This window comes from Sphingomonas sorbitolis (assembly GCF_036663875.1).
GTDB lineage: Bacteria > Pseudomonadota > Alphaproteobacteria > Sphingomonadales > Sphingomonadaceae > Sphingomonas.
Map to the genome: position 1 here is coordinate 507,520 of NZ_JAXOJS010000004.1, position 13,304 is coordinate 520,823.

Genomic DNA, 13,304 nt, shown 5'->3' on the forward strand with positions numbered 1-13,304 from the left:
GCCAGAGGGAGGTGGCTGGCTCTTGCCAGGCGGAGGGGGCGGATACGGAACCAAGGTTGGCGCTTACCTCCCCCTCCGTCACCTTCGGTGCCACCCCCCCCTTACGGGGGAGGTTCACCTTAAACGGTGAAGCTCACGCCTTTTCGAGAGTGCACTGGAGCGGATGCTGGTTCTGCCGGGCGAAATCCATGACCTGCGACACCTTGGTCTCGGCGACCTCGTAGCTGAACGTGCCACACACCCCGACGCCCTTCTGGTGGACGTGCAGCATCACGCGCGTCGCCGCCTCCATGTCCATGCGGAAGAAGCGCTGGAGACACAGCACGACGAACTCCATCGGCGTGTAGTCGTCGTTGAGCATCAGCACGCGGTACGGCGTCGGTTGTTTGGTCTTGGCACGCGTTTTGGTCGCGATGCCGGCACCGGTGCCGTCATTGCCATCCTCGCCACCATCGTCGCGGCGCTCGGCCATCATTACGGCCAGCTTCATTTCGGGGGTCAACACCATGCTGCCAAAATATGGCATGCCGGGGGGCAAGGGCAAGGGGGCGCCCGCACACCCCACGCGAAATCCGCGCGAAATCCGCAAACGAAAAAGGGGCGACCGTCGCATGACGGCCGCCCCTTTCTCGTCGCACGCCCGAAGGCGTGGCGCTATCGACTTACGCCGAGATCTTCATCTTGTCGGTCGCGACCGCAACGCGGTTCGAGATCGGCTGCGCGAACTCGCCGAACATCTTGAGCATCCGCTCGGTCGAGCGCGAGCCTTCGGCGATCATCGTGTCGAACGCGGTGCGCGCATAATCGCCCTGGAGCTTCATGAACTCGGTCGGCGACTTGGCGGCGGCGAGCGTCTTGGCGGCTTCGGTCGCGCTCTCGAACGAGGTCTTGGCGTATTCGGCGGCTTCGTGGCCGAGCGCTTCGACGTTCTTTGCGGCGATCTTCGACGATTCGACCAGCGCCTCGATGTTGCCCTTGCCGAATGCGGTCATGTCTTCGACCATCTTCGCCGACTTCTCCATCGCGCCCTTGGCCTGCTCGCTGAACTCGCTGGTGGTGGTGCCGCTGAACCCGTTGGTGAACAGGGCCTTGGTCTTCTCGGTGATGCTCTGGATCGTGTCCATCGTGGCGTCCTTTGGTTCGCTGGCTAGGGTTTCACTAGCTGGGATCCCCGACGGCGCGACGGCCGGAATCGGGGCGGGAGTGTCCGGTTGCGGCGATACAAAAGCAGCCGCGGGAGGTGTGTCGATCGCCGGCGTCTTGGCGTCCGGCCTGGGTGCCGGTTGAGCCGGCTTGGCGACGGTCCGAGGAGCCTTCGCGGTGGCGACAGGCTTCGAACCGGCCTTGGCCGTCCGTTTCACGATATCCACCATCCACGCACCTCTCTTCGGAGTTATGTCGTGGTCCTTGATACACGATTCGCGGCGCCGCACAATGAAATTGTGCACTGCACCATGACGTTAACGGAAGGTAGCGCTACCGGGTTTTGACATACTCGCCAGGCGCATCGCCGAGCGCCGCGAGGGACCCCTTGCCGGGATGCCTAACCCCCTTCGCGGACACGGTTTTCGGATCGATCGCGCGGACCCATTCTACCCAGTCGGGCCACCAGCTTCCCTTGGTCTCGGTCGCCCCCGCGACGAAGTCCTCAAGCGTCGTATGCGCCGAGGGATTGGTCCAAAACTGATACTTGCCCGCAGCAGGGGGGTTCACGACTCCAGCGATGTGGCCCGACCCCGCCAGCACGAACTTCAGCGGCCCCGCGAACAGCTGTGTCAGTTTCCACACGCTCTCGGCCGGCGCGATATGATCCTCGCGCCCCGCCTGAACATAGCTCGGCGTCGTCACCTTGGTGAGGTCGATCGGCGTGCCGTCCACCGTCATCGTCCCCGTTACCAGCAGATTGTCGCGGTAGAGATCGGTCAGATAGCTCAGGTGCCATTTCGCCGGCAGGTTGGTGGTGTCGCCGTTCCAGTGGAGCAGGTCGAACGGCACGTAATCCTGCCCCAGCAGGTAATTCTGCGTGACGTAGTTCCAGATCAGATCGCGCCCGCGGAGCAGGTTGAACGTCGTCGCCATATAGCGCCCGTCGAGGAACCCCTCCGGCGACAGCGACGCGACCATCTTCAACTGCTCGTCGTCGATGAAATGCTGCAACTCGCCCGCCTGCGCGAAATCGACCTGCGCGGTGAAGAACGTCGCGCTAGCCACCTTCGCGGCCTCACCCCGCGCCGCCAGCAACGCCAGCGTCGCGGCCAGCGTCGTCCCCGCCACGCAATAGCCGATCGTATGCACCGCCGGCACGTCGAGCGCGGCGCGAACCGTATCGATCGCCTCGACCTGCGCACCGACATAATCGTCCCAGACCACGTCCTTCATGCTCGCATCGGCGGATTTCCACGACACCATGAACACGGTGATGCCCTGCTCCACCGCCCAGCGGATGAAGCTCTTCTCCGGCGTCAGGTCGAGGATGTAGAACCGGTTGATCCAAGGCGGGAAGATCACGAGCGGCGTCGCCAGCACCGTCTCGGTGGTCGGGCTGTACTGGATCAGTTCGTAGAGCGGCGTGCGCTTGACCACCTTGCCCGGCGTCATCGCAAGGTTGCGGCCAAGCTCGAACGCGCCGTCGGGCGTATGCGTCACCTGCCCGCGGGCAAGATCCGCCATCATGTTCTGCAGGCCTTTCAGCAGATTCTCGCCGCGCGTCTCGATCGTCTTCTCGATCACCTGCGGGTTGGTCAGCGCGAAATTCGTCGGGCTCATCGCATCGACGAACCCCTTGGTCGCAAACCGCAGCTGCTCCTTCTGCTTGGGGTCGAGCCCGTCGACCGCCTCGACGCCGCGCAGCATGTGGTCGCCGATCAGCTCGTAACTCTGCCGGATCAGGTCGAACACCGGCTCGCGCCATTGCGGCGCCTTGAAGCGCTTGTCGGTGACGGGCGCGGCTTCGGGCGCCTTGGCGGGATCGAGAAAGCGCTGCCACAGCGTCAGGCTCTCGGCCCAAAAATCGCGCGCGCGCTCCAGTGTCGCGGGGTCGGTGAAACCCGGAATCGCGGGAATACCGTCGGGCTTGGCCTGCATCGCCGCAAGCCCCTGCTCCATCATCATCTGCTGCGCACGCCCCATCACCCACGTCCAATGCTGGAGATCGGGCAGGGTCGGCGTGGAGGCGTCGGGAGGAGTATCGGCCATGGCATCCTCTGCTTTTTCGGGAGCTTAACGCAGACACCGGCTCGGCGGAAGCATGGTCACATCGACGATTGTTGGTCGCAGGAAACTTCGCGATCCTCCCCCGCCAGGGGGAGGTGGCTGGCCCTTGCCAGACGGAGGGGGAGGACACGGAGCAGAGGTAGCGCCTGCCTCCCCCTCCGTCACCTTCGGTGCCACCTCCCCCTTGCGGGGGAGGATAGACTGAATACCCAAGCTTTCGCCCCCTCGACGAATGAGGCGGATGACGCCCCCGCTCACCTGCGGTACAGCACCCGCTCCTCCAGCTAGAGGCTGATCATGTCCGAAGACTTCTACCGCATCAAACGCTTACCCCCCTATGTCATCGCCGAAGTGAACGCGATGCGGGCGGCGGCGCGCGCGGGCGGGGAGGACATCATCGATCTCGGCATGGGCAATCCCGACCTGCCGCCGCCCGAGCACGTCATCGAGAAGCTCGTCGAAGTCGCACGCAAGCCCAGCGCGCACGGCTATTCGCAGTCGAAGGGCATTCCCGGCCTGCGGAAAGCCCAGGCGAACTATTACGGCCGCCGGTTCGGCGTCGATGTCGATCCCGAGACCGAGGTCGTGGTGACGATGGGCTCGAAAGAAGGCCTTGCGAGTCTGGCCACCGCAATCACCGCGCCCGGCGACGTCGTGCTCGCGCCCAACCCCTCCTATCCGATCCACACCTTCGGCTTTATCATCGCCGGCGCGACGATCCGCGCGGTGCCGACCACGCCCGACGAGGCGTATTTCGAGAGCCTGGAGCGCGCGATGGCGTTCACCGTGCCCGCGCCGTCGGTGCTGGTGATGGGCTATCCGTCGAACCCGACCGCCGAAGTCGTCGACCTCGCCTTCTACGAGCGCGTCGTCGCGTTCGCGAAGAAGCACAAGCTGTGGGTGATCTCCGACCTCGCTTACTCGGAGCTGTATTTCGACGGCAAGCCGACCCCCTCGATCCTCCAGGTGCCGGGGGCGAAGGACGTCGCGATCGAGTTCACCTCGCTCAGCAAGACCTATTCGATGGCGGGTTGGCGGATGGGCTTCGGGGTCGGCAACAAGACGCTTATCGCGGCGATGACGCGGGTGAAGTCGTACCTCGATTACGGTGCATTCACGCCGATCCAGGCCGCCGCCTGCGCCGCGCTCAACGGCCCGCAGGACATCGTCGAGCGCAACCGCCAGCTGTACCACAAGCGCCGCGACGTGCTCGTCGAGAGCTTCGGTCGGGCGGGCTGGGACATCCCGAGCCCCCGCGCGTCGATGTTCGCCTGGGCGCCGCTCCCGCCAGCGCTCGCGCACTTAGGTAGCCTTGAGTTCACCAAACAATTGCTGACTCACGCGCACGTCGCGGTAGCCCCAGGGGTGGGCTACGGCGAAAACGGCGAGGGCTATGTGAGGATCGCGATGGTCGAGAACGAACAGCGGCTCCGCCAGGCGGCGCGCAACGTGAAGAAATATCTCCAGTCGATGGGCGTCAACACGCCCGCGCGTGGGGCCGGCTGACCGCCCACGTGGATATCAACCTGTTATATTCGGTGGCCGGCGTGCTCGTCGGCCTCATCGTCGGGCTGACGGGTGTCGGCGGCGGGTCGCTGATGACGCCGCTGCTGGTGCTCGTCTTCGGCTTCCACCCCGCCACCGCGGTCGGCACCGATCTGCTCTACGCGTCCGCGACCAAGACGGTCGGAACGACCGTGCATGGCTGGCGCGGCACGGTCGACTGGCGCGTCGTGCGCAGGCTTGCGACCGGCAGCGTCCCCGCGGCGATCGCGACGCTGCTCGTGCTCAACCATCTCGGCGAGAAATCGTCCGATACCGGGCATGCGATCACCGTGGTGCTCGGGGTGACGCTGATCCTGTCGGCGGTCGCGACCTTCTTCCGCGGCAAGATCGTCGCGTGGCTGACCCCGCGGATCGGCACCGTAGGCGGCGAACGCCAGGCGATGCTGACGATCCTGCTCGGTGCGGTCCTGGGCGTACTCGTTTCCCTCACTTCGGTCGGCGCCGGCGCGCTGGGCATGACCGCGCTCCTCATTCTCTACCCCACCCTCCCAATCAACCGGCTGGTCGGCTCGGACATCGCGCACGCGGTGCCGCTGACGTTGCTCGGCGGGATCGGCCACTGGATTCTCGGCTCGGTCGACGTCGACCTGCTCGTGTCGCTGCTGATCGGCTCGATCCCCGGCATCATCGTCGGCAGCCTGATCGCGACACGCGTCTCCGACCGCGTGCTGGTGCCGGTGCTCGCGACCGTGCTGGCGCTGGTCGGCGTGAAGCTGATCTTCTGACATGCGGCCGGGTTTCGCCTTCTCGACCAGGTTTCGCGTCCGCTATGCCGAGATCGACGGCCAGCGCATCGTCTTCAACTCGCGCTATCTCGAATATGCCGACGTCGCGGTCACGGAGTTCTGGGAATGGACCGGGATCGCGGAGGCTCTGCCGGACGTCTGGCCGACCATCGAGTTCAACGTGCGGCGGACGGAGATCGATTATCTCAAGCCGTTCCGCCTCGGTGACACGATCGAGGCGTTCGTGCGGATCGAGAAGCTCGGTACGACCAGCCTGACGAAGCGGTTCGAGCTCGCGCATGCGGAGACGGGGGAACTGCACACGGTGATCACGATGGTCAGCGTGCACGTTGACCTGGAAACAGGCCGCCCCGTGCCCCTGCCCGACGCGATCCGAACGCTGCTGGAGTCGCTACACAGCCACTAACACAACGGTCCCCCCTCCCTGAAAGGGAGGGGTAGGGGGGTGGGTCGGCCAATTGGCGAGCAATAGCACCAGCCCCAAACCGACCCACCCCCAGCCCCTCCCTTCCAGGGAGGGAGCAGACAGGGCCTACTCCGCCGCCTCGGCCGCCGCCTCGAGGCCCGCAACCTCCCCCGGCAGCGCCCAGATCAGGTCCCCCTTCCCCAGCACGCGCCCGTCATGCGCCCGCACCGAGACCGGCTGCAACGGTCGCCGATCGCGTTCGTCGACCAAAATCGGGAACGCCGGTACGCACGTCTCCCACCGCTCGCCCCATTGCCGCAGCGCAATCATCGTCGGCAGCAGCGCGAAACCCTTGTCGGTCAGACCGTAAGCGATCTTCCGCCGATCCTCCGGAATAGGCTGTCGCTCCAAAATCCCGTGCTCGACCAGCCGCGCCAGCCGGTTCGCCAGGATATTGCGCGCAATCCCCAGTTCCGACTGGAATTCCTCGAAATGATGCAGGCCATTGAACGCCGCGCGCAGGATCAGGAACGACCAGCGCTCGCCCATCGCCTCCAGCGCCGCGGGCAGGCTGCATTCCAGCAATGGTTCGCGCAATTTGCCCATCACGTCATCCTCATCCGCCGCGAACGTACCGCATAAGCCGCCGAAGCGAAACGCCCCGCTTATCCTACGTTATGCGCCGCCCACGAATGGCTGACCCAACCACTAGATCACAGTGATGCGACGCTTTTTGTTGCCAAAAGTCCCTGCCCGGCCCCATCTATGGCGGGTGCTGCGCCAATATGAACTGGTCGATCGCGTCCTCGACTACGATCCCGACGCCGACGAGGCGCTGCTGAACCGCGCCTATGTGTTCTCGATGCAGGCGCATGGGAGCCAGAAGCGCGCGAGCGGCGATCCGTATTTCAGCCATCCGATCGAGGTGGCGGGTATCCTCACCGACCTGCATCTCGATGCGGAGACGATAGCGACCGCGATCCTCCACGACACGATCGAGGACACCGTCGCCACGCCCGAGGAGATCGAGCGGCTGTTCGGGCCCTCGGTAGCGCGTTTGGTGGACGGCGTGACGAAGCTGTCGAAGATCGAAGCGCAGACCGAGAACGAACGCGCCGCGGAGAACCTGCGCAAGTTCCTGCTGGCGATGTCCGACGACATCCGCGTGTTGCTGGTCAAGCTTGCCGACCGCCTCCACAACATGCGGACGCTTCACCACATCTCGAAGCCCGAGAAGCGCCGTCGCATCGCCAAGGAGACGATGGACATCTACGCGCCGCTCGCGGAGCGGATCGGCATGTACGAGTTCATGCGCGAGATGCAGTCGCTCGCGTTCGAGCAGCTCGAGCCCGAAGCGTCCGAATCGATCAACCGCCGCCTCGAACAGCTCAAGCAGGGCGACGGCGACCGCATCGCCAAGATCGCGTCGGGCCTGAAACTGGTGCTGTCGCGCGCCGGGGTCGAGGCGGATATCTCGGGCCGCGAGAAGCATCCCTATTCGATCTTCCGCAAGATGTCCGAACGGCACATCAGCTTCGAGCAGCTGTCCGACGTGATGGCGTTCCGCGCGATCGTGCCGACCGAGGAGGATTGCTACCGCGTGCTCGGGATCATCCACCAGCGCTGGCCGATGGTGCCGGGGCGGTTCAAGGATTACATCTCGACGCCCAAGCGCAACGGCTATCGCTCGCTGCACACGTCGGTGATCCACGCCGACAGCGCGCGGATCGAGATCCAGATCCGCACCGCCGACATGCACGCGCAGGCCGAGTTCGGGCTGGCGGCGCACTGGGCGTACAAGCAGCAGATCAACGGCAGCGACCGGCAGGTCAGCTGGATCCGCGACCTCGTCGAAATCCTCGACACCGCCGAAAGCCCGGAAGAGCTGCTCGAACACACGCGGATGGCGATGTACACCGATCGCATCTTCGCGTTCACGCCGAAGGGCGAGCTGATCCAGCTGCCCAAGGGCGCGACCTCGATCGACTTTGCGTACGCGGTGCACACCGATCTCGGCGACCAGGCGGTCGGCGCGAAGGTCAACGGCCGCGTCGTGCCGCTGTCGACGGTGATCGAGAACGGCGATCAGGTGCAGATCCTGCGCTCGAAGGGGCAGTCGCCGCAACCGCAATGGCTCAACGTCGCAACCACCGGCAAGGCGCTCGCCGCGATCCGCCGGCACCTGCGTCAGAAGGAGCGCGTCGAACAGATCGCGCTCGGCCAGACCTTGTACGAGGACATCGTCACCCGCCTGCCCGCGCAGATTGGCACCGATGCGCTGAGCCACGCCCTGAAGCGACTGAAGCAGCCCGACGAATCGTCGCTGATGGTCGCGATCGCGCGGCGGACGCTGTCCGATGCCGCGGTGATGGAGGCGTTGATGCCTGGCTCGGCAGGCGCGGACGTGACGCATGCGCTCGCCCCGCAATCGAGCGCCATCTCGATCAAGGGACTTACCCCCGGCGTGGCGTACGATCTCGCGACGTGCTGCCACCCCGTACCGGGCGACCGGATCGTCGGGCTGCGCCGGCCCGATGCGGGGATCGAGGTCCACGCGATCGACTGCAAGGTCCTCGCCGAACTCGCCGAGCGATCGGAAAACGAGACAGACTGGGTCGACGTTGCATGGGGCAACGAGACCGAGGGCGCGGTCGCACGCATCTCGGTGATGGTGAAGAACGAGCCGGGCTCGCTCGGCATCGTGTCGACGATCATCGGCGGGCACAAGGCGAACATCATCAACCTGCGGCTCGATACGCGCGACAAGAGCTTCCACACCAACGAGATCGACGTCGAGGTGCACGACGTGCAGCAGTTGATGCGGCTGATGGCGGGCCTCCGCGCGGCGGATGCGGTGCATACCGTGGAGCGGGTGTAGAAACATCCGACGATGACGGCGGGCGCGACGGGCGCTAGACGGGGGCGATGAACCGTCCGTCCCTTTCGATTGTCGTCCCCTGCTATAACGAGGCTGCGTGCCTCGACATCCTGCACGCGCGTATTTCCGGTGCGGCGAAGGTCGCGGTTGGCGACGATTACGAGATCGTCCTGATCAACGACGGCTCGCGCGACGACAGCTGGCCGGTAATGCAGCGCCTCGCCGCCGCTGATCCGCGGCTGGTCGCGATTAACCTCTCGCGCAACCACGGCCACCAGTTGGCGCTGACCGCCGGCCTGGACCTGTGCGCAGGTGAGCAGATCCTGATCATCGACGCCGATCTCCAGGACCCGCCCGAACTCCTGTCCGACATGCGCGCGGCAATGGCGGCGAGTCAGGCCGACGTGGTCTACGCAGTGCGCCGCCAGCGCGCGGGCGAAACGGTCTTCAAGAAAGCCACCGCCGCCGCGTTCTACCGCCTGCTGACACGGATGACCGAGACGCCGATCCCGCTCGACACCGGCGATTTCCGCCTGATGAGTCGGCGTGCTCTGGATGCGTTCCTGTCGCTACCGGAACAGGCGCGCTTCATCCGCGGGATGGTCGCGTGGATCGGGTTCAAGCAGGTGCCCTTCCCCTACGACCGCGCCGAGCGGCTGGCGGGCGAGACGAACTATCCGCTCGCAAAGATGATCCGGCTCGCGTTCGACGCCGTCACAGGGTTCTCCACTGCTCCCTTGCGCTTTGCCAGCCATGCCGGGCTCGCGCTAACCGGTGTGTCGCTGCTGCTATTCGTCTATATCGCGATCGGCTGGCTGTCGGGGAGCGCGGTGCAGGGCTGGACCTCGACGATGCTCGTGACCGTGTTCCTGGGCGCGGTGCAGATGTTCGTGCTGGGGATGATCGGGGAATATCTCGGGCGGCTATACGTCGAGTCGAAGCGGCGGCCGCTGTATATCGTCGCGGACGTCGCCGGCCCGATCCAGGGCAAGGCGACCTTGGGGTTTCGTGCTAAGCCGGTGGAAATGGCGCGGTTGCCTGACACGTCTCTACCAAACCACGTAGACTGACGAACACCGCCTACCCCGATCCTCCCACCACCCCGGCGAAGGCCGGGGCCCAATTGGAAAGGTTGCAGTAACGGAGCGCGGACCTCAATTTGCCACGTCGCCCAATTGGGCCCCGGCCTTCGCCGGGGTGGTGCTTCCCTAAGAAATCCAGCGCGGGTGTCCTTCACCCCCGCCGCATCGAATTTACCGCCCATCCTCCCCTTGCAGGGGAGGTGGCAGCGCGCAGCGCTGACGGAGGGGTGACCTGCTCTCGATAGGACGTCACCCCTCCGTCGCTAGGCGACACCTCCCCTGCAAGGGGAGAATCGAGGAGGCTTATCGCGGCACCGCCAGCGTTACGATTGAGACACCAGGCGTCATCGGCATACGCCCCACCAGATGCCGCTCCAGCCGGAAGATCTTCTCGAACAGAGCATTCACCAACTTCGGCGGCGGCGAATCGTCGCTGTCGTCACGACCGGTCATCCGCCCTGCGATCCGCGCGGCCGCCGCCAGCGGGAACAGCAGCGAGTTGAAATACCCGAGCTTCTCCGGCTTCAGCCCAGCCGTCTCGATCGCCGACTTCAGCGTCGCCTTCGAGTAGCGCCGATGATGGTGGTTCACCACGTCATGCGCGCTCCACAGCCACGCATGCGCCGGCACTGCGATCAGGATCTTGCCGCCGGGCGCGAGGCAATCCGCCATCGCCTTCAACGCGGCGACGTCGTCCTCGATATGCTCGACCACATCGAGCACCGCGATCAGGTCGTAATGCTTGCGGGGCACGCCGGGGAGTTCGGGCAAGGGCGCCGCGCCGACCGGCTTGCCGAGCCGCTCGCTGGCGATCTCGCGTGCTGCGGGGTCGATCTCGATCGCGTCGATCTCGCCGAATTCCGCCAGCATCGGCAGGTTATGCCCGGTGCCGCAACCGATCTCGAGGATCTTGGCGTTCTTCGGCAACGCGCCGTAGCGGGTCAGGTAATCGGCCAGGATGTCGCGGCGCGCGCGGTACCACCAGTGGGTGGAATCGTGGGCGGCCATCCGGTCGTAGACGATGCGGTCCATCAGTAAGTCGCCCAATTCATTGGAAGCATCAGTTGAAAACCCAAAGACGGTTGAGCACGAAGCTCAGCATCGCGGCAAGGAGCACGGCGGGGACCAAAGGAACCCAAGGGTGCAAATGGAACAGCGCCGTTCCGATCCAGGTGACGAGGGCGTTGAGCCCCAGCCCGGCACCCTGGACGATCACGAACTTGACGTGCCGCCCCGCCCCCGGCTCCTTCGCATGGCCCCTGAAGCTCCAGCGGCTGTGAAGGAAGAACCCGACGACGACCGCCACCGCGAACGCGAACGGCACGGCCGCCACGGCTTGGCGCGGAGGAAAGACGTACGCCGTCAGCGGCAGGTAGACGAGCGAATAGACCATGCTCGTAAAGCCGCCGGCGATGCCGAAGCGCACGAGCTGGCCAAGCACGCCGCTCGCCCGCATCTGCTCCACCTGTCGCCAAATCGCCTGCATGCCCGCCTTGTTCTTTACCAACACCGCGATAGAGCGACGCGTTAGATATGCCCGCGCATCTAGAGTGCGTGTGGGCTGGAGGAAAGCGTTTTGGATCAGGCACCCCCCCCCGAGCAGTCGACGCCGCGGAACACGCTGCTCGACGCACTCGATCGGCATTGGATCGCGCTGACGTTGCTCGCCTGGGTGGCGGTGGCGGCGTGGTCGGTGTTCGATCGCTGGGGCCAGATCCGCTGGCTGTCGCTCGGCGATACCGACGACAACATGCGGCTGATGCAGGTCCGCGCGCTGCTCGACGGCCAGGGCTGGTACGATCTGCGCAACTACCGGCTGAACCCGCCGGTCGGCTTCGACATCCACTGGAGCCGGATCGTCGACTTGCCTATCGCGGGGCTGATCCTGTTCTTTCGCTTGTTCACCAGCAACAGCTGGGCGGAGCGGCTCGCCTGCGGGATCGCGCCCTTGCTGCCGTTGTCGATCGCGATGCTCGGCATCGGCGCGACCGTGCGAAGGCTGATCAGCCCGTATGCGTGGCCGCTCGCGGTCGTGTTCATGGTCGGCGCTACGGCCACGATGCTGATGTTCATGCCCGAGCGAATCGATCACCACGGCTGGCAGCTCGCGATGCTGAGCCTCACGGTAGCGGGCCTGTGCGATGCGAACGGGCGTCGTGGCGGCGCGATGGTGGGGATCGCGAGCGCAGTGTCGCTGTCTATCGGGCTCGAGCTGCTGCCGTACGCGGCGATGGCGGGCGCGATCATCGCCTTGCGCTGGGTGTGGGACCGGTCGGAAGCCGAACGCCTATCGATCTACGCACTGACGTTGGGTGGTGGCAGCACGCTCGGGTTCGCGCTGTTCGCGTCGAACGCCAACCAGGCAATGCGGTGCGATGCACTGACGCCGGTCTGGTTGAGCGTGATGATCGCGGCGGGGATGCTGCTGTTTCTGCTTGCGCGGTTCGGGCCGGCGTCGCGGGGAATGCGACTGGCGCTCGCGGTCGCGGCCGGGGCGGCGATCGTCGCCGGCTTTGCCCTCGTCTTCCCGCAATGCCTGGGGCGGCCCGAGGGGATCTCGCCCGAGCTGCAACGCAACTGGCTGGACAATGTCCGCGAGGCCAAGCCGATCTACAAGCACAGCTTCCGCGTCGGGTTCGCGCTGGCGACGCTGCCGATCATCGGCCTGATCGGGGCGATCCTTGCGGCTTGGCGTGCGCGTCGCGACGACCGAGCCGTGGGCTGGGCGGCGGTCGCGCTGTTCACGGCGTTCGCGTGCGCGATGCTGCTGTGGCAGGTTCGCGCCGGACCGGCGGCGCAGTTGCTGGCGATTCCGGGGGCGACCGCGCTCGGGTGGCTGATCCTGCCGCGGCTGCTCGGCAACCGGTCGGTGGCGGTGCGCGTGCTGGGGACGGTCGGTGCGTTCCTGATCGTGTCGGGACTGTTTGCCGGGATGGTGATCCAGTATTTCCCGATCGATCGGCCGAAACCGTATGAGAAGCGCGTCAACATGGCGACGGGCAACTGCCTGCGGACGACCGTGCTGCTCGCGCTGAACAAATACCCTGCGCAGACCGTGTTCACCTTCGTCGACATGGGGCCGCGGCTGATCACGATCACGCATCACGATGCGATCGCCGGGCCGTATCACCGCAATGGCGACGCGATCCTGGACGTCCAGCACGCATTCGGGCGGTCTGCGGACGAGGCGCATGCGATCATCAGGCGCCACGGTGCGACGATGCTGCTGCTGTGCCCGAACGCGGCGGAATCGACCAACTACAAGGCGCGTAGCCCGAACGGGTTCTATGCCGAACTGGCGAAGAACGAGATCCCGACGTGGCTGACCCCGCTACCGCTGCCGGCGAAGTCGCCGCTGCGGTTGTTCAAGGTGGATTGAGTTCTCCTGCGCACGCAGGAGCCCAGGGTAACGA

12 protein-coding genes are annotated in these 13,304 nt (G+C 65.6%); 6 read left to right on the forward strand and 6 right to left on the reverse strand.

The window, feature by feature from the left end; translation table 11 throughout:
* Nucleotides 1–133: 133 nt before the first annotated feature.
* From clpS to U1763_RS14420, 3 genes are all read right to left on the reverse strand, one after another.
* Nucleotides 134–472 carry an ATP-dependent Clp protease adapter ClpS gene (gene clpS, locus U1763_RS14410; RefSeq protein ID WP_131587736.1) on the reverse strand — a complete coding sequence of 113 codons (339 nt, stop codon included), beginning with the start codon at nucleotides 470–472 and terminating at the stop codon, nucleotides 134–136.
* Between the two features lie 190 nt (nucleotides 473–662).
* A complete protein-coding gene (locus U1763_RS14415; protein WP_165911361.1) occupies nucleotides 663–1,124 on the reverse strand; it encodes a phasin family protein in 462 nt (153 codons plus the stop codon).
* A 352-nt stretch (nucleotides 1,125–1,476) separates the two neighbouring features.
* Nucleotides 1,477–3,195 (reverse strand): PHA/PHB synthase family protein, encoded by a 1,719-nt coding sequence (locus U1763_RS14420; RefSeq protein ID WP_332755737.1) that lies wholly within the window; start codon nucleotides 3,193–3,195, stop codon nucleotides 1,477–1,479.
* Nucleotides 3,196–3,510: 315 nt separating this feature from the next.
* On the opposite strand from U1763_RS14420, the gene U1763_RS14425 reads away from it, so the two are divergent.
* Genes U1763_RS14425 through U1763_RS14435 form a run of 3 tightly spaced genes read left to right on the forward strand, consistent with a single transcriptional unit; the run spans nucleotide 3,511 to nucleotide 5,931 of the window.
* A complete protein-coding gene (locus U1763_RS14425) occupies nucleotides 3,511–4,719 on the forward strand; it encodes an LL-diaminopimelate aminotransferase (RefSeq protein WP_093398371.1) in 1,209 nt (402 codons plus the stop codon).
* A gap of 8 nt (nucleotides 4,720–4,727) precedes the next feature.
* The gene (locus tag U1763_RS14430; RefSeq protein WP_332755738.1) at nucleotides 4,728–5,504 is read left to right on the forward strand and encodes a sulfite exporter TauE/SafE family protein; all 777 of its coding nucleotides are present in this window, start codon (nucleotides 4,728–4,730) and stop codon (nucleotides 5,502–5,504) included.
* Nucleotide 5,505: 1 nt separating this feature from the next.
* Nucleotides 5,506–5,931: an acyl-CoA thioesterase gene (locus tag U1763_RS14435; protein WP_332755739.1), complete on the forward strand. Its 426-nt coding sequence runs from the start codon at nucleotides 5,506–5,508 to the stop codon at nucleotides 5,929–5,931.
* Between the two features lie 126 nt (nucleotides 5,932–6,057).
* On the opposite strand, the gene U1763_RS14440 is transcribed toward U1763_RS14435, so the two are convergent.
* Nucleotides 6,058–6,537 (reverse strand): winged helix-turn-helix transcriptional regulator, encoded by a 480-nt coding sequence (locus tag U1763_RS14440; protein ID WP_332755740.1) that lies wholly within the window; start codon nucleotides 6,535–6,537, stop codon nucleotides 6,058–6,060.
* 166 nt (nucleotides 6,538–6,703) lie between these two features.
* Here U1763_RS14440 and U1763_RS14445 point away from each other — a divergent pair, with 166 nt between their 5' ends.
* Together U1763_RS14445 and U1763_RS14450 are read left to right on the forward strand one after the other, a co-directional pair.
* A complete protein-coding gene (locus U1763_RS14445) occupies nucleotides 6,704–8,809 on the forward strand; it encodes a RelA/SpoT family protein (protein ID WP_332755741.1) in 2,106 nt (701 codons plus the stop codon).
* Nucleotides 8,810–8,856: 47 nt separating this feature from the next.
* Nucleotides 8,857–9,879 carry a glycosyltransferase family 2 protein gene (locus U1763_RS14450; protein WP_332755742.1) on the forward strand — a complete coding sequence of 341 codons (1,023 nt, stop codon included), beginning with the start codon at nucleotides 8,857–8,859 and terminating at the stop codon, nucleotides 9,877–9,879.
* Nucleotides 9,880–10,194: 315 nt separating this feature from the next.
* Here U1763_RS14450 and U1763_RS14455 read toward each other — a convergent pair whose 3' ends face one another.
* Together U1763_RS14455 and U1763_RS14460 are read right to left on the reverse strand one after the other, a co-directional pair.
* Nucleotides 10,195–10,923: a class I SAM-dependent methyltransferase gene (locus U1763_RS14455; RefSeq protein ID WP_132737010.1), complete on the reverse strand. Its 729-nt coding sequence runs from the start codon at nucleotides 10,921–10,923 to the stop codon at nucleotides 10,195–10,197.
* Between the two features lie 28 nt (nucleotides 10,924–10,951).
* Nucleotides 10,952–11,401, reverse strand: a complete 450-nt coding sequence (locus U1763_RS14460) for a GtrA family protein (RefSeq protein ID WP_332755743.1) — start codon at nucleotides 11,399–11,401, stop codon at nucleotides 10,952–10,954.
* A 66-nt stretch (nucleotides 11,402–11,467) separates the two neighbouring features.
* On the opposite strand from U1763_RS14460, the gene U1763_RS14465 reads away from it, so the two are divergent.
* Nucleotides 11,468–13,270 carry an AcrB/AcrD/AcrF family protein gene (locus U1763_RS14465; RefSeq protein ID WP_332755744.1) on the forward strand — a complete coding sequence of 601 codons (1,803 nt, stop codon included), beginning with the start codon at nucleotides 11,468–11,470 and terminating at the stop codon, nucleotides 13,268–13,270.
* The last annotated feature ends 34 nt before the right edge of the window (nucleotides 13,271–13,304 follow it).

Excerpts from the sequence above, each read along its gene's own strand:
- clpS (WP_131587736.1), bottom strand. The coding sequence starts at position 472 with ATGGCCGAGCGCCGCGACGATGGTGGCGAGGATGGCAATGACGGCACC.
- U1763_RS14415 (WP_165911361.1), bottom strand. The coding sequence starts at position 1,124 with ATGGACACGATCCAGAGCATCACCGAGAAGACCAAGGCCCTGTTCACC.
- U1763_RS14420 (WP_332755737.1), bottom strand. The coding sequence starts at position 3,195 with ATGGCCGATACTCCTCCCGACGCCTCCACGCCGACCCTGCCCGATCTC.
- U1763_RS14425 (WP_093398371.1), top strand. The coding sequence starts at position 3,511 with ATGTCCGAAGACTTCTACCGCATCAAACGCTTACCCCCCTATGTCATC.
- U1763_RS14435 (WP_332755739.1), top strand. The coding sequence starts at position 5,506 with ATGCGGCCGGGTTTCGCCTTCTCGACCAGGTTTCGCGTCCGCTATGCC.
- U1763_RS14440 (WP_332755740.1), bottom strand. The coding sequence starts at position 6,537 with ATGGGCAAATTGCGCGAACCATTGCTGGAATGCAGCCTGCCCGCGGCG.
- U1763_RS14450 (WP_332755742.1), top strand. The coding sequence starts at position 8,857 with ATGAACCGTCCGTCCCTTTCGATTGTCGTCCCCTGCTATAACGAGGCT.
- U1763_RS14455 (WP_132737010.1), bottom strand. The coding sequence starts at position 10,923 with ATGGACCGCATCGTCTACGACCGGATGGCCGCCCACGATTCCACCCAC.